This is a genomic window from Litorisediminicola beolgyonensis (assembly GCF_042679605.1).
Classification (GTDB): Bacteria; Pseudomonadota; Alphaproteobacteria; order Rhodobacterales; family Rhodobacteraceae; genus Litorisediminicola; species Litorisediminicola beolgyonensis.
On the sequence record NZ_JBHTMU010000025.1, the window covers coordinates 32,937 to 48,954 of the forward strand.

Here is a 16,018-nt window from a genome sequence, read left to right on the forward strand (position 1 = left end):
AGGCGGATCAGGTCAGAGCGACATGCCGCGCGCGGCGCGGTTCAGCCGCTCGAGCGCGGCGTCGATATCCTCGTCATGCGGCCGAAGCGCGGCGGCGCGGGAATAGGCGTCAAAGGCAAGCGCGGGCTTCTCGAGCTGGTCGAAGACCGCGCCGAGGCCGCGCAGGGCGCCGAAATGATTCGGATTGAGCGCGAGGGTCCGCTCAAGGGCATAGACCGCCGGGCCGAACCGCTCGTCGGTGTAATAGGCGAGCGCCAGCGCGTGCCAGCCTTCGGCAAAAGCCGGCGCATGATCGGTTAGAGCGGTGAGGTGGTCGATGGCGCGCCCGACCTCGTTCACCTCGAGCGCGTCGCGCCCGCGCTTGAGCAGCAGATCCATCGCCGCCGAGCCGGATTTCGACCATTCCAGCCGGATCTCGCGCTCGATGCGGCCTGCGGTGACGGCATCCTCGGCCTCGGCCAGGCGTTCCAGAAGCCCGTCGCTCTTTTCGCTCCCGGCCTGCGCCAGGGCGGGGCCGCCCGGGCACAGCGGGAGGCTCAGCAGAAATGCCGCAACGACAGATTTGATCTTGGGCGCATGCGCAGTCATCTTGGCCCCAACTGTAACGCGTGTCCCGGGAATTGCCAGAGAGCGCCCGATCACGAAAGAGATCCCGAAGGGAAGGCAAGAGCGATGAGCGAGTATACCCAGGAAGCGATCAAGGCGCTGAACGAGAAGCTTGGCGGCGAGGGCATCGAAGGCGGCACGGCCAAGTTCGACCTCGAAGGCGAAGGCAGCTTCATCCTCGACCAGAACGGCGCGCGCGAGGGCGATGGCGATGCGGATGTCACCCTTTCGGCCGAGCCGGACGTGTTCCGCCAGATGTTCGAGGGCGATCTGAACCCGACCTCGGCCTTCATGTCGGGCAAGCTCTCCATCGACGGCGACATGGGGCTGGCGATGAAACTCGCCGCGCTCCTGGCCTGATGCTCGAAGAGGCGCCCTTCCACGCCGCGCTGGCCGAGGCGCCGCCCGAGACCCGCGCGGTCTGGGCCCGAACCGATGACGGCAAGCGCATCCGGCTGGCGATTGCAGAGGCCGAGAGCCCGGAAGGCACGGTGCTGCTGTTTCCGGGGCGCACCGAATATGTCGAGAAATACGGGCGCACCGCCGCGGATCTGACCGCGGCGGGCTTTTCCGTTATGGCCGTCGACTGGCGCGGACAGGGGCTGTCCGACCGGCTGTTGCCGGATGCGCGCACCGGTCATGTCGATCTCTTCGCCGATTACCAGCGCGACGTCGCCGCCGCCGTGGCCGCCGCCGAGGAGCTTGGCCTGCCCCGTCCCTGGCATCTTCTGGCGCATTCCATGGGCGGCTGCATCGGCCTGCGGGCGCTGACCGAGGGGCTCGAGGTCGCCTCGGCGGTCTTCACCGGCCCGATGTGGGGCATCTCGATCTCGACCGCCATGCGCCCCGCCGCCTGGGCGCTCAGCTGGTCGGGCGCGCGCTTCGGCCTTGGTCACCTGACCGCGCCCGGCACGAAGCCGGAAAGCTACGTCGTCACCGAAAGCTTCGAGAGCAACCTCCTGACCCGCGACACCGAGATGTACGCCTATATGCGCCGCCAGGTCACCGAGGTGCCGGAACTGGCGCTCGGCGGGCCGTCGCTGCGCTGGCTGAACGAGGCGCTGGTCGAATGTCGCGAGCTGGCGCAGCTCCCCGCGCCCGACCTGCCCTGCCTGACCTTCCTCGGCACCAACGAACGCATCGTCGACACCGCGCGGATCGAGACGCGCATGGCGCGCTGGCCCGGCGGACGGCTGGTCCATGTAGATGGCGGCGAGCACGAGGTGCTGATGGACGACCCCAAGACCCGCGCCGAGGTCCTCTCGGAAATCGTCGCCCATTTCCGCGGAACGCAGCACCGGGACGAAGAGGCCGCACGCGCCTGAGAGCGCGCGGGGACTGGTTCGCGCCCTCCCCGCCCCTAGGTCTGGCGCATGGACGTGCTGACCTTCACCGAGCGCGGCATCTACTGCCCCGCGGGCGATTTCCACATCGACCCCTGGCGCCCCGTCGACCGGGCGCTCATCACCCATGGTCATGCCGATCACGCGCGCTGGGGGCATCGGCGCTATCTCGCCACCCACGCCGCCCAGCCGGTGATGCGCCACCGGCTGGGCGAGATCGACGCCGAGGGCATCGGCTACGGCGAGAGGCTTCGGATCGGCGATGCCAGCGTCTCCTTCCATCCCGCCGGGCACATCCCCGGCTCGGCGCAGATCCGGGTCGAGGTGGCGGGCGAGGTCTGGGTGGTCTCGGGCGATTACAAGGTCACGCCCGACGGGCTGTCGGAGCCCTTCGAGCCGGTGACCTGCCACGCCTTCATCTCGGAATGCACCTTCGGCCTGCCGGTCTTCAAATGGCGGCCCCAGTCCGAGGTCGCGGCGGAGCTGAACGAGTGGTGGCGCGGGGCGGCTTCCGACGGGCGGACCGCGATCCTTGGCGCCTACAGCCTCGGCAAGGCGCAGCGGCTCATGGCGATGCTGGAGCCCGGGATCGGCCCGATCCTGACCCATGGCGCGGTCGAGGGCACGAACGCGGTGCTGCGGGCGCAGGGCTACGATCTGCCGGAGACCCTTCAGGTCACCGGCGACACGAAAATCGCCGATCACCCGGGCGCGCTGGTGATCGCGCCGCCCTCGGCTCTGGGCACGCCCTGGGCGCGGAAGCTCGGACCCAGCTCGCAGGCCTTCGCCTCGGGCTGGATGCGCCTGCGCGGCGTCAGGCGCAGGCGCGCGGCGGATCGCGGCTTCGTGCTCTCGGACCATGCCGACTGGGACGGGCTGGTGCAGGCGATCCGCGAGACGCAGGCCGAGCGGGTCTTCGTGACCCATGGCTACACCGAGATTTTCGCGCGCTGGCTCGCCTCGGAAGGCTGGGACGCAAAGGTGGTGCCGACCGAGTTCGGCGGCGAGGAGGACGAGCCCGAGGCCGCGAGCGCTGCGGAGGTGGGATCGTGAAACGCTTCGCCGAGCTCTTCACCGCGGTCGATCAGACCACCCGAACCTCGGCCAAGACCGCGGCGCTGGCCGCCTATTTCCGCGACGCGCCGGACGACGACAAGCTCTGGACCATCGCGCTCTTCTCCGGCCGCCGCCCGAAACGCGCGGTCACGACTACGCAGCTGCGCGAATGGGCCGCCGAGCGAGCCGGCGTGCCGCTCTGGCTTCTGGAGGAATCCTATCCCATCGTCGGCGACCTGGCCGAGACCATCGCGCTTATCCTGCCGCCCGCAGAGGAGAGCTCGAACGAGAGCCTGAGCTACTGGATCGGCGAGTTGCGCGCGCTGGCCGCGCTGCAGCCCGAAGAACGCCGCGACCGCATCCTCGCGGCCTGGGATAGGCTCGGCCCGACCGAGCGCTTCCTTTTCAACAAGCTCATCACCGGAGGCTTCCGCATCGGCGTCAGTCGCAAGCTGATGACCCGGGCGCTGGCGCAGGCGACCGATCAGGACGAGGCCAGCCTCGCGCACAAGCTGATGGGCAGCTGGACGCCCGACACGATCAGCTATCACGGCCTGATCGAGGCGCGCGATCCCGAGGCCGAGGCCTCGCGGCCCTACCCGTTCTACCTCGCCTACCAGCTCGACGATCCGCCCGAGAGCCTAGGCGCGCCCGAGGAGTGGCAGGCGGAGTGGAAATGGGACGGCATCCGGGGGCAGCTGGTGCTGCGGGGCGGCGCGCACCATGTCTGGTCACGCGGCGAAGAACTGATGACCGACCGCTTTCCCGAACTGGCCCGCGCGCTCGATTTCCTGCCCGATGGCACGGTTCTTGACGGCGAGATCCTCGCCTGGGACCACGCGAGCGCCATGCCCCTGCCCTTCAACACGCTGCAGAGCCGGATCGGGCGGAAGACGGTGCCGAAAAAGCTTTTGAGCGAGGCGCCGGTGATCCTCGTGGCCTACGATCTTCTGGAAGAGGGCGGCGCGGATCTGCGCCAGCAGCCGATGGCTGAGCGCCTTGCCCGGATGGAGGCGCTCCTGGCGGGCCTGCCCCCCGAAGCGCCGCTCCGCCCCTCGCCGCTGATCGACTTCGAGGGATGGGACGCGCTCACCGCCACCCGCGCCACCGCCCGCGACCAGCGCGCCGAAGGGGTGATGCTGAAACGCCGGAGCTCGGCCTATGGCGTCGGACGAAAGGTCGGCGACTGGTGGAAATGGAAGCTCGATCCGCTGACCATCGACGCGGTGATGATCTACGCCCAGCAGGGCCATGGCCGCCGCGCCAATCTCTTCACCGATTTCACCTTTGCGGTGCGCGACGGAGAGGCGCTGGTGCCTTTCACCAAGGCCTATTCCGGACTGACGGACGCAGAGTTCCGCCAGATCACCGCCTGGGTGCGAAAGAACACCCTGCAGCGCTTCGGTCCGGTGCGGCAGGTGACGCCGGAACATGTCTTCGAGATCGCCTTCGAAGGCATCCAGAAGAGCCCACGCCACAAATCCGGCGTGGCGCTACGCTTCCCGAGGATGTCCCGCTGGCGCCACGACAAGCCGGTCTCAGAGGCCAACACGCTCGACGACCTGAAGGCCATGCTCGCCGCCTATGGCTGAGCGGTGCTCAGCGTGGCGGGCGTCTTGCCGCGTATTTTCGGAAAAGGAGAAACATGAAAACAAGCGGACCGTGGGGGGCGGCGCGCTCACGGCGCGGTCGGACCCGCCTCTGGCCAAACGACGGCGCGCGGGTCCGGGCGCGCGCCCTTGGCTTCTTCTTTTTCCAAATACGCATCCCCACGACTGCCGCGGGGCCGATCGCCGGGCGAGCGCGCCACAAAAAACGGGGCCCCGGAGGGCCCCGCCTGAACAGTCGATCCGATATTTGGATCAGCGCTTCGAGAACTGGAAGCTCCGGCGCGCCTTGCGCTTGCCGTACTTCTTTCGCTCGACCACGCGGCTGTCGCGGGTCAGGAAGCCTGCTGCCTTGAGCGCGCCGCGGAGCGACGGATCGTAGAGCTGGAGTGCCTTGGAGATGCCGTGCTTGACCGCGCCGGCCTGGCCCGAGAGGCCGCCGCCCTTGACGGTCGCCATGACGTCGAACTGGTCCTCGACGCCGGCCACCGAGAAGGGCTGGCGCAGGATCATCTGCAGCACGGGGCGCGCGAAATAGGCGGCCATTTCCTTGCCGTTCACGGTGACCTTGCCGGAGCCCGGCTTGATCCACACGCGGGCGGTCGCGTCCTTGCGCTTGCCGGTCGCGTAGGAGCGGCCCAGCTCGTCGCGGACCGGGTCACGCGAGGTTTCGGGTTCCACGGCAACGGTCTCGACGCCCGCGGCCTGGCCCAGTTCTTCGAGGGAGTTGATCTGCTCAGCCATGTTACTTCGCCGTCCGGGTGTTCTTGGAGTTCATCGACTTGACGTCGAGCGCTTCGGGGCTCTGGGCCTCGTGCGGATGCTCGCCGCCGGCATAGATGCGCAGGTTGGTCAGCTGCTTGCGCGACAGGCGGTTGCCCGGGAGCATGCGCTTGACCGCCTGGAAGACCACGCGCTCGGGATGCGCGCCCTCGAGGATCTGCGCCTTGGTGCGCGACTTGATCCCGCCGGGATGGCCGGTGTGCCAGTAGAAGTTCTCTTCGCGCTTCTTGCCGGTCATCTGCACCTTGTCGGCGTTGATGATGATGACATTGTCGCCCATGTCCATGTGGGGCGTGAAGCTGGGCTTGTGCTTGCCGCGGAGCCGCGTGGCGACGATCGAGGCGAGACGGCCGAGAACGACGCCCTCGGCGTCGACCACGATCCATTTCTTCTCGATGTCTGCCGGGGTCGCAGAAAAGGTTTTCATTGGGGAATCCCCTGGGTTCGAGTTGGTGTTCGTGTAGTTCTGCCGCATCCGGACACTTGTCCCGGACCGGCGTGATCCGATGGGCGGGTTATAGAGATCGCCGGGGGCCAGTCAAGCGGGGCTTGCCGGTATTAATCAAGCCAAATCAATGGTTTAAAAAATAGGTATATAAATACCCCATCGCAACAATCGTTTTCTCAGACCGCGATCCGATCCGGCGGGTTGTCGAGGAGATCGCGCAGACGGCCCATCGCCGCCTCGAAGCTTTCCAGCGCGACCTGCGCGTTGATGCCCATGCGGACCGCGTGCGGGGCGCGCCCGTCGCGCAGCGCGAATTCGTCGGCGGCGCGGAGCTGCACGCCGACCGCCTCGGCGGCCTGCACGAAAGCACCCGCTCGCCAGCCGTCGGGAAGGCGCAGCCAAAGATAGGGCATGTCCTCGCGCCAGATCAGATCGTGGCGCCCGAGCGCATTGACCGCGGCGCGGACGTAATCGGCGACGCGCAGCCGCACCCGCTCGGCGATCTCGAGCGTTTCGGCGCGCGGCAGGATGTCGGCCACCAGATCGGCGAGCGGCTGGGCGATGCCAAAGAAGCCGTATTCCGCGACGCGGCGCAGCTCGGAGGTCCAGGGCTTCGGCGCGACGACGAAGCCGATCCTGAGGGCCGGGGTCAGGAGCTTGGAGATCGAGGAGACGTACCAGCCCTGCTCGGGCAGAAGCGCGCGGTAGCTGCGCTCGTGGCTGCGCCCGGTGCGATAGCAATCGTCCTCCATGATATGGAAGCCGCGGCGGCGGGCGATCTCGGCGATGGCCTCGCGGCGCTCGAGGGCGGTGAAGATGCCGGTCGGATTGTGCACCTCGGGAGAGGTACAAAGGAGCTGCGCGCTGCTCTGCGCCGCGATCCGGTCGAGCGCCTCGGGGTCGATGCCGCGCGCATCCATCGGGACGGAGACGACCTCGGCGCGGAGAAGTTCGGCGGCGCGGCGGAAGCCGGGATAGGACAGCTCTTCGACCAGCACCACCGGCTTCGGTCCGCGAAGCACGGCCTGCATGACGAGGCTGATGCCGTTCTGGCCGCCATGGGACAGGACGAGATCCTGCTGGTCCACCGGTCCGAGCGGCGTGCCGCGGAGCCACCCCAGCACGGCTTCGCGCGCCGGGGTGAAGGCGGGTCGCGAGGGGTAGTTCAGGAGCCGCTCGGGCGGGCTGCTTGCGAGCCGGGCGAAGGCGTCGCGGATCAGGTCACTCTGGCCCATGTCCGGCAATTTCGGTGAGAAGAGAGAGACTTGCTCGGTCTCTTCGCTGACGGCGCGCTGCGGCCAGCGCGGCTCGGGCAGGAGCGCGGGGCGTCCAGGCGGTTGCCGCGTCGTCGCGGCGACGAAGGTGCCGCGGCCGACCTCGGCGGTCAGGCGGCCCGCATCGGTCAGGATCGTGTAGGCGCGCGCCGCGGTGCCCGGAGTGATCGACAGCGTCCAGGCGAGCTCGCGCACCGGCGGCAGACGGTCGCCGGGGGTCAACTCGCCCGCGGCGATGGCCTCTTTGAGCGCTGTCGCCAGCGCGCGGTATTTCGGCCCGGGAGCCGCGGCGAAGCGTTCTGAAATTGTATCCATGACAATGTTTCTGTGGATCAGGGGATAGCTTCTTTGTATCGATTTACATGCAGCACATCGCTGCATTGTGTCAATACAATTCGGAAAGGATATCCCGATGTCACCCGCCCTCCAGAACCCGCATCTCGCCCTCCTTGGCGCGGAGCCCCGCCTCGTCCCGGCGGCGGCACTGGCGGTAAAACTGGCAGCGGCGATCCAGATCTGGTCGATGCGCCGCCGAACCCGGCATCAGCTGCGCGATCTCGACGACCATCTGCTGAACGACATCGGCGTCACCCGGCGGGAGGCCTTCGGCGAATCCCGGCGTGCGTTCTGGCGCGGGTAATCCCTGCCCGCACCGGACCTCTTCCTCTGGGCCGTCTTCGGACGGCCCTTTTTTCTGGGATCTCACCATCGGGATCGGACTTGGGTTCGTCATCTCGTCATGGCTTTATGCGCAGAGTGAGGGGACAGAAGCTGGCAAGGAGCGGAGATGCGGCATTGGGGGGCAGGTCTTTTTGCCCTGGCCTGGCTGGCCTCGGCGGCCCTGGCGCTCATCGGCACGCAGGGGCTCTTCGGGACCCAGCCGGACGGGCTTGCGGCGGTCTGGCTCATCTTTGTCGGGATGCCGTGGTCCCTGGGCCTCGTGGCGATCGACACCCTTCTCGACCTGCCCGATTGGGCCGGCATGGCGCTGGCCTATGCCGCGCCGGGCCTGACATTGGCGCTGATCCTGCGGCTCGGACGCTGAGCCGGGGCGCGGGACGCAAAAGACATTTGGAGGAACCATGACCGAATTTTCCTGCCGCTGCGGCACGATGGCATGGCAGGTCGACCCGGGCGTGCCCGGCACGCAGGTCACCTGTTACTGCCCTTGGTGCCAAGCCGCCGCGACCCATGTCGGCGCCTCCGACTGGCTGGACAAGGCAGGCGGCACGCTCATCCGCCAGACCCTGCCGCGCGCGCTGCGGATCACCAAGGGCGAGACGTCCCTCAAGGCATTTCGGCTGTCGAAAAAGGGCGTGCTGCGCTGGTACGCGGGCTGCTGCGGGACGCCGATGGCCAACACCTTGGGCAGCCCGGCCCTGCCCTTCGTCGGGGTGATCCTGCCTCCGGGCGACACGCAGTTCGGACGCTGCCGGAATTTCGCGTTCACCGAGACGGCGAAGACGAAAGTCCGCCAGCGCGGCATGGCGCGCGTGGCCTGGGGCGTGCTCTTGCGGGGCGCGATGGCGCGGGCCCGGGGTGAAACGGCCTCGCCGTTTTTTGAAGACGGCCAGCCGGTGCGCCCCGTCGAGCAGCTCGACCGCGCCACCCGGCAGGCGGCTGGCGCGCCGTGAGGGCGCAGTAAGGCCAGGAGACCGAGGCCTCAGCCGCCCACCACGAAGGGCGCCTCATGCACCACCGGTTCGCAGGGCGTCCCGTCTGCTTCGGCCACGTGGCACTCGTAGGTCGGCACGCCGGGCGGCAGGATGGTGCCGGGACGGGCCTCGCCGGTGAAGATGTGCTTGCTGTTCTCACGCGTGACCGCGATGGCGCCCGGGTCGTCGAGCGTGCCGATATAGAGCCCCAGCCTGTCCGGCCAGCGCGCGAAGGTGAGGGCCAGCTTGGTGCCGCAGGCGGCGCAGAACTGCACATGCACGTCCTGCCCACTGCCCTCGGAGGGCAGAGTGAAAACCGCGGGCGATCCGCGCGTGATCTCATAGGCGTCGCGCTCGAAGATCGGCTCGATCATCCGGTCCGAGCCGGTCGCGCGCTGGCAGAAGCGGCAATGGCAGATCGTCACCCATAGCGGATCGCCTGTGGTCTGGTAGGCGACCGCGCCGCACAGACAGCGCCCCGTAAGTCCCTCGGTCATCTCGCACCCTCCCTTCCCGATCAGATGTGTGCCGCAAAGCCTATCCGCATCGGGCCGGATCTGGCCACCGATCGTGCCCCGGAGCGCCTTTCACAGGCAGCGCGGGTGCTCGAGGCCCCACGAGAGCGCCCTGCCCCCTTCCCCTCCGGGCTTACCTGACCTAAAGAGCGCGCGACGTCCCAGGGGAGCTTCACGATGCAGGACCCGGCCATCACGCCCGAGCTGATCGAGGCGCACGGAATCAAGCCCGACGAGTACCAGCGCATTCTCGACATCATCGGCCGCGAGCCGACATTCACCGAGCTGGGCATCTTCTCGGCGATGTGGAACGAGCATTGCTCGTACAAGAGTTCCAAGAAGTGGCTGCGGACCCTGCCAACGACCGGCCCGCAGGTGATCTGCGGCCCGGGCGAGAACGCCGGTGTCGTCGATATCGGCGACGGCCAGGCGGTGGTCTTCAAGATGGAGAGCCACAACCACCCCTCCTATATCGAGCCCTACCAGGGTGCGGCGACCGGCGTCGGCGGCATCCTGCGCGATGTCTTCACCATGGGTGCGCGGCCCGTGGCGGCGATGAACGCGCTGTCGTTCGGCACGCCCGATCATCCCCGGACCCGCACGCTGGTCCATGGCGTGGTCGAGGGTGTCGGCGGCTACGGCAACGCCTTCGGCGTGCCGACGGTCGGCGGCGAGGTGCGCTTCCACGCGGCCTATAACGGCAACTGCCTCGTGAACGCCTTTGCCGCGGGGCTCGCGGATGCGGACAAGATCTTCTACTCGGCGGCCTCGGGCGTCGGGCGTCCGGTGGTCTATCTCGGCGCCAAGACCGGTCGCGACGGTGTCGGCGGCGCGACCATGGCCTCGGCCGAGTTCGACGAGACCATCGAGGAAAAGCGCCCCACGGTGCAGGTGGGCGATCCGTTCACCGAGAAGCGGCTGATGGAGGCCTGCCTCGAGCTGATGCAGACCGGCGCGGTGATCTCGATCCAGGACATGGGTGCCGCGGGCCTGACCTGTTCGGCGGTCGAGATGGGCGACAAGGGCGAGCTGGGCGTCCGGCTCGATCTGGAAAAGGTTCCCTGCCGCGAAGAGGGCATGACCGCCTACGAGATGATGCTGTCGGAAAGCCAGGAGCGGATGCTCATGGTGCTGGACCCGGCGCGCGAGGACGCGGCCCGCGCCGTGTTCGAGAAATGGGATCTGGATTTCGCCATCGTCGGCGAGACCATCGCCGAGGACCGCTTCCTGATCGTCCATAATGGCGAGGTGAAGGCCGACCTGCCGCTCAAGGCGCTCTCGGGCAATGCGCCCGAATACGACCGTCCTTGGGAGCAGACCCCCGCCGCCGAACCCTTGGGCGATCTGCCCGAGATCGACGCGATGGAGGCGCTGAAGACGCTTCTCGCGGCGCCGAACTACTGCTCGCGCGCCTGGGTCTACGACCAGTATGACAGCCAGGTGATGGCCGACACGGTGCGCCAGCCGGGCTTCGGCGCGGGCGTGATCCGCGTCGACGGCAGCGACAAGAAGCTGGCCTTCACCTCGGACGTGACGCCGCGCTATGTCCGCGCCAACCCCGAGGAAGGCGGCAAGCAGGCGGTGGCCGAAGCCTATCGCAACCTCTCGGCGGTGGGTGCCAAACCCCTGGCGACGACGGACAACCTCAATTTCGGCAACCCCGAGAAGCCCGCGATCATGGGCCAGTTCGTGGGCGCGATCAAAGGCATCGGCGCGGCCTGCGCGGCGCTCGACATGCCGATCGTGTCCGGCAACGTGTCGCTCTACAACGAGACCGACGGCAGCGCGATCCTGCCCACGCCGACCATCGGCGCGGTGGGACTGATCGCGGCCGGTGAGACGGCGATCCTCGGCCCGCCCGAGGCCGGAGACGTGGCGCTGGTGATCGGCGAGACGCAAGGACACCTTGGCCAATCGGCGCTGCTGGCGGAGGTTCTGGGCCGCGAGGATGGCGACGCCCCGGCGGTCGATCTCGATGCGGAAAAGCGCAACGGCACCTTCCTCAGGGACAACCGCGCGCATGTACGGGCGGCGACTGATCTGGCCGATGGCGGGCTCGCGCTTGCGGGGTTCGAGATGGCTGAGGCCTCGGGTCTTGGCCTGACGCTCGCGCCCGGCGATGTCCCGACGCTCTTCGGCGAGGACCAAGCCCGCTATCTCGTGGCCTGTTCCGAGGAGGGCGCGGCAGCGCTCGAGGCCGCCGCGAGCTCCGCGGGTGTTCCGGTGACGCGCGTCGGCAGCTTCGGCGGCGACAGCTTCACGATGGGGGGCGCCGCCGCGCCTCTTGGGGACCTCGTCGCGCTCTGGCGCGGGGCCTTCGCGGACAAGGTCGCCTGAGCGTCAGCCGTCCTTCATCTCGCGCTGCCGCATCGGCATCGCGTCGATCGTTTCGAACAACTCCTGCGCCGAGACCGGCTCGGTCCGGCGCAGCTTGATCGCGCCATCCTTGCCGATCAGCAGAACCTCGAACTCATGCGCGCCGTAGCGGTCGCGCAGCGCGCCCTCCTGCGCCGGATCGGTGTCGCTCAGAACCACGATGTCGCGGTCGATCAGTCCGTCGCGGACCTCTTCGAGGATCTTCCGCTGCTTGCCATAGCCCGGATGCGCGCGCGACGGCGCAAAGATCACCACGGGGCGGTTTTCCCATTTCAGACCGACAAGGCTGCGGGTCTCGGGGTCGAGATCGGCGAAGACCCCGTCATTCTCCAGGCTCTCCGATCCGCGCTCCGGGATCAGCGTGATCGGGCGGCCGCTGCCCTCGGCATGGGCGAAGCTGCGCCAGAGGAAGAGACCGACCACGACGGTCGCGCCCACGGCGAGGGCGGCGCCCGCGGCGGGCAGGTAGGGGCTTTCGCGGACCCGCTCGAAATGGGTGGGCTCGCGCAGGTGCAGACGGCGGCTGAGGCGGTCGAGAAAATCGTCGAGATCGAGATCGGGCATCGGAGGTCTCCGGCAGAATGGGCTCTGCGGGATCAACGCGCGGCGGGCGTGGAAGGTCCGCGCCGCGCGACAGGTCTCGGCAAGAGATCGCCGCTTGCCACGCGAAAACGCCCCCGGAGATGTCTCCGGGGGCGTCGGTCGCGGTCCGTGGGTGAGGTCTGCCTCAGCTGCCTTGCAGGAGCGGCGTGATCCGGCGCACGGCGGCGCGGCGGTTGGCGCGCTCGCTGTCCGAGGTCTCGATCAGGAGATCGCTCTCGCCATAGCCCTGCACCACCATGTTTTCCGGCGGCACGTCGAAATACTCGGTCAGCGCCAGCGCCACCGACTCCGCACGGCGGTCGGAGAGCGCCAGGTTGTAGCTATAGGCGCCCGTCGCGTCGGTGTGGCCCTCGATGAGGAACACTTCGGCGGGGTTCTCCTCGATCATCGCGCGCAGCGTCCGGCCGAGGGCCGACAGCTCTTCCGCCTCTTCGGGACGGATCACCGCCGAGTCGGTCTGGAAGTTGATCGTGTCTACGTTGATTTCCGGAACCAACTGGCGCACCGCGTCGATATTGCGGATCTGGCCGAGCGAGAAGCGGCGGTTCACCGCCTCGGGCTCCTGCTGGGCAAGGGCCGCGGCCAGCGCCTCGCTGTCCAGTTCGCGGAAGTTCATCGCCTGCCGGTTGGTCTCGTTCGTTTGCGGCAGTTCGTTGACCACGACCTCCTGAGCGGCCTGCGTGTCGTCGAAAAGCACGACCGTTTCGCCACCGGGGATGGTGCGCGTGCGGCGCAGAACCCGGCCATCGGCGGCGCGGATGGTGACGATTTCGGTGCCGTCTTCGCGGACGACCACGGTGCGGGTCGAGCCGTCATCGAAGCGGTAGGTCGTCACGTTCGAGCCCGGCTGGGCGAGAAGCGCGTCGTCGTTGCGCAGAACGCGATACTGGCCGTCACGCTCGACCACGACACGGTCGCCGGTATCGGCCACCACCTGCTCGTCGCCGCGCAGAATCTGGTTGAGCGCGATGGCGCCGAGCCCGGCCAGAGCCGCACCGGTCAGGGCACGGCCGATATCGCCGCCGTCACCGCCATCGTCATTATTGTCGGCGGTCTCGCGGTTGGCCTTGGACTTCCGGTTCTTTTGGGCGTCCTTGATGCTGGTGTCGAACTCCTCGGAGGAGGAGCGCGAGTTCTCTTCGGTCACGGTTTCGGTCACGACCTGAGCATCGGCGGTTTCCGGATCGGCGGTCGCGGCGGCAGAGGCCGCGGCGGCGGCGTCGGCCTCGGCCTCGACGGCCGCCTGCTCTTCGCTGTTCATGGGCTCGGGCTCGGGCGTCGCCTCGGAGCCTGCCGAGGCGGTCTCTTCGATCACCTGCTCATTGTCGGCCTGCGCCTCGCCGGTCGCGGCGCCGACGGCGGCTCCACCGGCGGCACCGGCTGCAGCGCCGGACCCGGCGGCTGCACCGTCGACGGCAGCGCCGCCCGCAGCACCCTCGGCGCTCAGCGCCTCTTCCAAAGCCGCGGCGTCGTCGGCAACCTGGCTGTTCTCATTGGCCCGCTCGGCGGAGCGCTCATTGCCGGTGGCCTGCTCGGGCTCGGCCTCGACCATATTGGGATCGTTCTCGGCCTCGTCGACCGAGACCATCTCGGACTCGGGCGCGGACTCGGCCTCAGGCGCCGCCTCGGCGGAGGCTTCGGCATTGGCATTGGCATCGGCATTGGCAGCGACCTCGGCGTTGCCCTGCGCGTTCGCATCAGCGTTGCCTTGCGCGTTTGCATTGGCGTTGCCTTGCGCGTTCGCATTGGCGTCGGCCTCGGGCGCGGCATTGGCCTCGGCCTGCGCTTCGGGCTCGGCCTGCGACGCCTCGGTGACCTCTGCGTCACCCTCCTGCATCGGCTCGGCGGCTTCCTCGGCGGTCGCGACCTCCATCTCGCCCTGCGGAAGCGCGTCGGCGACCGCGTCGCTTGCCGCGTCCGCGGACTTCGCAGCGGCCAGTGCCGCATCGCCCTCGTCGCTTTCGAGAAGCGCGATGGCGCGGTCGATCCGCTTGGCCCGGCCGTCATTCTTGGCGGTCTCGCGCATCGCGCGCAGTTCCTCGATCACTTCGTCCTTCGACAGGTCGGCGGCATCGAGCTCGAGCTTGGCGAACAGCTTGTCGAGCTGCATCTCGGCATTGGCGCCTTTGCCATTGCCCTGACCGTCTTTCCCGTTGCCATTGCCCTGAGCGAGCAGCGGCTGCGGCACAACAAGGCTCGCGGCCAACACCAGAGCGGTGGTCGATTTCAAGATTCGGGACGTCATCTGAGTACCTCAACGCGGTTATGCGCTACCCTGTCCGGCAGCATGTGTGCGGCACAACGCGCGGGACAGGTGGGTAAGTTCCCGCGAAAAGGCGAGACACAGGCGAAACTTTGCCGGTCAGTCCTCGATGAGGCGCATGAGCCGGACCTTCTCGCCCATGTCCTCGGGGGTGGAGATCGCTGCCGCGAGGGCTTCGAGCGAGGCGATGGAATGCCCGGCGCGGAAACTGTCGACATGCGGCAGCATCGCGCGGATGCCCGCGGCCTTGGGCGCGAACCCGTCCCAGCGCAGAAGCGGGTTGAGCCAGATCAGCCGCCGCGCGGAGAGATGCAGCCGCTCCATCTCGCGTTCGAGATCGCCGGATGTGTCGCGGTCGAGCCCGTCGGTGATCAGAAGCACCACCGCCCCCTGCCCCATCACGCGGCGCGACCAGTCGCGGTTGAAGACATGCAGAGACGACCCGATGCGTGTGCCTCCCTCCCAGTCCTGCGCCTCGGCGCCCGCGGATTTCAGCGCCTGGTCGACATCGCGGGTGGCGAGATGGCGGGTGATGTTGGTGAGCCGGGTGCCGAAGGTGAAGGCATGGACCTTCGCCCAGCCCGCGCCCTTCTCGTTGGCGACGGCATGAAGGAAATGCAGGACCATGCGCGAATATTGCGACATCGACCCGGAGATGTCGCAAAGCACCACGAGGTTCGGCCAGCGCGGCCGCGGCGTCTGGCGCGCGATGCTCCGGATCTCGCCGCCTTGGCGCATTGCCGCCCGGATGGTCCGCCGCCAGTCGGCGCGCGCGCCCCGGAGCGCGGCCATGCCGCGCCGGGTCGGGATCGGCTTCACCGGGAGCTTCAGGCGCGCCAGCATGCGCTTGGCCTCGGCGATCTCGGAGGTCGACATCTGCTCGAAATCGAGACTGCGCAGCCGCTCCTCCTCCGAGACGGTCTGGCTGGCATCGATCTCGATCCTGACCTCGTCGTCCTCGCGCTCCTCCTGCTCGGGCATCTCCGGCGCCATCCCGTCGAGAAGCGCTTCGGCCGCGCGCTTCTCGGCCGATTGCGCGACGCGTTCTTCCTGGACGCCGCGGATGGCCGGCAGCATCATCGACATCATGTGCTCGAGATAGCGGGGATCGCGCCAGTAGAGCCGGAAGATCTGCGCGAAGGTGGCGCGATGCTCGGGGCGCGACACGAAACAGGCATGCAGCACCCAGAAGAAATCCCGCTTCTCGGTGAAGCCCGCCGCCTCGACCGCACGGATGGCGTCGATCACCCGGCCCGTGCCCACGGGCAGGCCCGCCCGGCGAAGCGCGCGCGCGAAATGCGTGATGTTCTGCGCCAGCCGCGGATTGTCCGGCAACTCGATCGGAGCGTATTCAGCCATGCCGCGACCCCAGCCCAGACGTCGCATGCGTATTTTCAAAAAGAAGAAACGCGAAGAGCGCCCTTGGGCTTCTTCTTTTTCCAAATACGCACAGCCCGCTTTCGGCTGGCGCTCCGCCGCGGAGCCCTGC

The 16,018-nt window shown here is 68.3% G+C and carries 16 protein-coding genes; 8 read left to right on the forward strand and 8 right to left on the reverse strand.

From position 1 onward, the window contains the following. Positions 1-12 precede the first annotated feature (12 nt). A complete protein-coding gene (locus tag ACFQ4E_RS13605; protein WP_386804449.1) occupies positions 13-588 on the reverse strand; it encodes a hypothetical protein in 576 nt (191 codons plus the stop codon). An 84-nt stretch (positions 589-672) separates the two neighbouring features. Between ACFQ4E_RS13605 and ACFQ4E_RS13610 the strand changes: the two genes are divergently transcribed. The 4 genes from ACFQ4E_RS13610 to ACFQ4E_RS13625 are packed head-to-tail and all read left to right on the forward strand — an operon-like array spanning position 673 to position 4,597. Next, on the forward strand, positions 673-966 hold the full coding sequence (locus ACFQ4E_RS13610) for an SCP2 sterol-binding domain-containing protein (RefSeq protein ID WP_386804451.1): 294 nt from the start codon (positions 673-675) through the stop codon (positions 964-966). Further along, positions 966-1,931, forward strand: coding sequence for an alpha/beta fold hydrolase (locus ACFQ4E_RS13615; RefSeq protein WP_386804453.1), 966 nt, complete (start codon positions 966-968; stop codon positions 1,929-1,931). The genes ACFQ4E_RS13610 and ACFQ4E_RS13615 overlap by 1 nt, the downstream gene beginning before the upstream one ends. Before the next feature lie 48 nt (positions 1,932-1,979). Then, complete coding sequence (locus tag ACFQ4E_RS13620; protein WP_386804455.1) at positions 1,980-3,002, forward strand: ligase-associated DNA damage response exonuclease; 1,023 nt, start codon at positions 1,980-1,982, stop codon at positions 3,000-3,002. Beyond that, positions 2,999-4,597 carry an ATP-dependent DNA ligase gene (locus ACFQ4E_RS13625; RefSeq protein WP_386804456.1) on the forward strand — a complete coding sequence of 533 codons (1,599 nt, stop codon included), beginning with the start codon at positions 2,999-3,001 and terminating at the stop codon, positions 4,595-4,597. The genes ACFQ4E_RS13620 and ACFQ4E_RS13625 overlap by 4 nt, the downstream gene beginning before the upstream one ends. A gap of 270 nt (positions 4,598-4,867) precedes the next feature. Here the strand turns inward: ACFQ4E_RS13625 and rpsI are convergent, their stop codons facing one another. The 3 genes from rpsI to ACFQ4E_RS13640 form a co-directional block, all read right to left on the reverse strand. Beyond that, entirely contained in the window at positions 4,868-5,356 is a 489-nt protein-coding gene (gene rpsI, locus ACFQ4E_RS13630) for a 30S ribosomal protein S9 (RefSeq protein WP_386804458.1), read from the reverse strand. Between the two features lies 1 nt (position 5,357). Further along, complete coding sequence (gene rplM, locus ACFQ4E_RS13635; RefSeq protein ID WP_386804460.1) at positions 5,358-5,822, reverse strand: 50S ribosomal protein L13; 465 nt, start codon at positions 5,820-5,822, stop codon at positions 5,358-5,360. A 197-nt stretch (positions 5,823-6,019) separates the two neighbouring features. After that, positions 6,020-7,432 (reverse strand): aminotransferase-like domain-containing protein, encoded by a 1,413-nt coding sequence (locus ACFQ4E_RS13640; RefSeq protein ID WP_386804462.1) that lies wholly within the window; start codon positions 7,430-7,432, stop codon positions 6,020-6,022. A gap of 97 nt (positions 7,433-7,529) precedes the next feature. Here ACFQ4E_RS13640 and ACFQ4E_RS13645 point away from each other — a divergent pair, with 97 nt between their 5' ends. The 3 genes from ACFQ4E_RS13645 to ACFQ4E_RS13655 all read left to right on the forward strand — a co-directional run bounded on the left by ACFQ4E_RS13645 (position 7,530) and on the right by ACFQ4E_RS13655 (position 8,751). After that, a complete protein-coding gene (locus tag ACFQ4E_RS13645) occupies positions 7,530-7,757 on the forward strand; it encodes a DUF1127 domain-containing protein (RefSeq protein WP_386804464.1) in 228 nt (75 codons plus the stop codon). Between the two features lie 147 nt (positions 7,758-7,904). Next, a complete protein-coding gene (locus tag ACFQ4E_RS13650; protein ID WP_386804466.1) occupies positions 7,905-8,162 on the forward strand; it encodes a hypothetical protein in 258 nt (85 codons plus the stop codon). A gap of 37 nt (positions 8,163-8,199) precedes the next feature. Further along, positions 8,200-8,751 carry a DUF6151 family protein gene (locus ACFQ4E_RS13655; RefSeq protein WP_386804468.1) on the forward strand — a complete coding sequence of 184 codons (552 nt, stop codon included), beginning with the start codon at positions 8,200-8,202 and terminating at the stop codon, positions 8,749-8,751. A 29-nt stretch (positions 8,752-8,780) separates the two neighbouring features. Here the strand turns inward: ACFQ4E_RS13655 and ACFQ4E_RS13660 are convergent, their stop codons facing one another. Then, the gene (locus tag ACFQ4E_RS13660; RefSeq protein WP_386804470.1) at positions 8,781-9,269 is read right to left on the reverse strand and encodes a GFA family protein; all 489 of its coding nucleotides are present in this window, start codon (positions 9,267-9,269) and stop codon (positions 8,781-8,783) included. Between the two features lie 195 nt (positions 9,270-9,464). Between ACFQ4E_RS13660 and purL the strand changes: the two genes are divergently transcribed. Continuing rightward, positions 9,465-11,624, forward strand: coding sequence for a phosphoribosylformylglycinamidine synthase subunit PurL (gene purL, locus ACFQ4E_RS13665; protein ID WP_386804472.1), 2,160 nt, complete (start codon positions 9,465-9,467; stop codon positions 11,622-11,624). A 3-nt stretch (positions 11,625-11,627) separates the two neighbouring features. Here purL and ACFQ4E_RS13670 read toward each other — a convergent pair whose 3' ends face one another. The 3 genes from ACFQ4E_RS13670 to ACFQ4E_RS13680 form a co-directional block, all read right to left on the reverse strand. Further along, positions 11,628-12,227: a DUF4174 domain-containing protein gene (locus ACFQ4E_RS13670; RefSeq protein ID WP_386804474.1), complete on the reverse strand. Its 600-nt coding sequence runs from the start codon at positions 12,225-12,227 to the stop codon at positions 11,628-11,630. A 163-nt stretch (positions 12,228-12,390) separates the two neighbouring features. Beyond that, complete coding sequence (locus ACFQ4E_RS13675) at positions 12,391-14,511, reverse strand: OmpA family protein (RefSeq protein WP_386804475.1); 2,121 nt, start codon at positions 14,509-14,511, stop codon at positions 12,391-12,393. 117 nt (positions 14,512-14,628) lie between these two features. Beyond that, positions 14,629-15,888 carry a vWA domain-containing protein gene (locus ACFQ4E_RS13680; RefSeq protein ID WP_386804477.1) on the reverse strand — a complete coding sequence of 420 codons (1,260 nt, stop codon included), beginning with the start codon at positions 15,886-15,888 and terminating at the stop codon, positions 14,629-14,631. Between the last annotated feature and the right edge of the window lie 130 nt (positions 15,889-16,018).

What these genes read in the sequence shown, in the direction of transcription:
- ACFQ4E_RS13620 (WP_386804455.1), top strand. Translation starts at nt 1,980, where the DNA reads ATGGACGTGCTGACCTTCACCGAGCGCGGCATCTACTGCCCCGCGGGC.
- rplM (WP_386804460.1), bottom strand. Translation starts at nt 5,822, where the DNA reads ATGAAAACCTTTTCTGCGACCCCGGCAGACATCGAGAAGAAATGGATC.
- ACFQ4E_RS13610 (WP_386804451.1), top strand. Translation starts at nt 673, where the DNA reads ATGAGCGAGTATACCCAGGAAGCGATCAAGGCGCTGAACGAGAAGCTT.
- ACFQ4E_RS13615 (WP_386804453.1), top strand. Translation starts at nt 966, where the DNA reads ATGCTCGAAGAGGCGCCCTTCCACGCCGCGCTGGCCGAGGCGCCGCCC.
- ACFQ4E_RS13640 (WP_386804462.1), bottom strand. Translation starts at nt 7,432, where the DNA reads ATGGATACAATTTCAGAACGCTTCGCCGCGGCTCCCGGGCCGAAATAC.
- purL (WP_386804472.1), top strand. Translation starts at nt 9,465, where the DNA reads ATGCAGGACCCGGCCATCACGCCCGAGCTGATCGAGGCGCACGGAATC.
- ACFQ4E_RS13655 (WP_386804468.1), top strand. Translation starts at nt 8,200, where the DNA reads ATGACCGAATTTTCCTGCCGCTGCGGCACGATGGCATGGCAGGTCGAC.
- ACFQ4E_RS13680 (WP_386804477.1), bottom strand. Translation starts at nt 15,888, where the DNA reads ATGGCTGAATACGCTCCGATCGAGTTGCCGGACAATCCGCGGCTGGCG.
- rpsI (WP_386804458.1), bottom strand. Translation starts at nt 5,356, where the DNA reads ATGGCTGAGCAGATCAACTCCCTCGAAGAACTGGGCCAGGCCGCGGGC.
- ACFQ4E_RS13670 (WP_386804474.1), bottom strand. Translation starts at nt 12,227, where the DNA reads ATGCCCGATCTCGATCTCGACGATTTTCTCGACCGCCTCAGCCGCCGT.
- ACFQ4E_RS13650 (WP_386804466.1), top strand. Translation starts at nt 7,905, where the DNA reads ATGCGGCATTGGGGGGCAGGTCTTTTTGCCCTGGCCTGGCTGGCCTCG.
- ACFQ4E_RS13645 (WP_386804464.1), top strand. Translation starts at nt 7,530, where the DNA reads ATGTCACCCGCCCTCCAGAACCCGCATCTCGCCCTCCTTGGCGCGGAG.
- ACFQ4E_RS13605 (WP_386804449.1), bottom strand. Translation starts at nt 588, where the DNA reads ATGACTGCGCATGCGCCCAAGATCAAATCTGTCGTTGCGGCATTTCTG.
- ACFQ4E_RS13675 (WP_386804475.1), bottom strand. Translation starts at nt 14,511, where the DNA reads ATGACGTCCCGAATCTTGAAATCGACCACCGCTCTGGTGTTGGCCGCG.
- ACFQ4E_RS13660 (WP_386804470.1), bottom strand. Translation starts at nt 9,269, where the DNA reads ATGACCGAGGGACTTACGGGGCGCTGTCTGTGCGGCGCGGTCGCCTAC.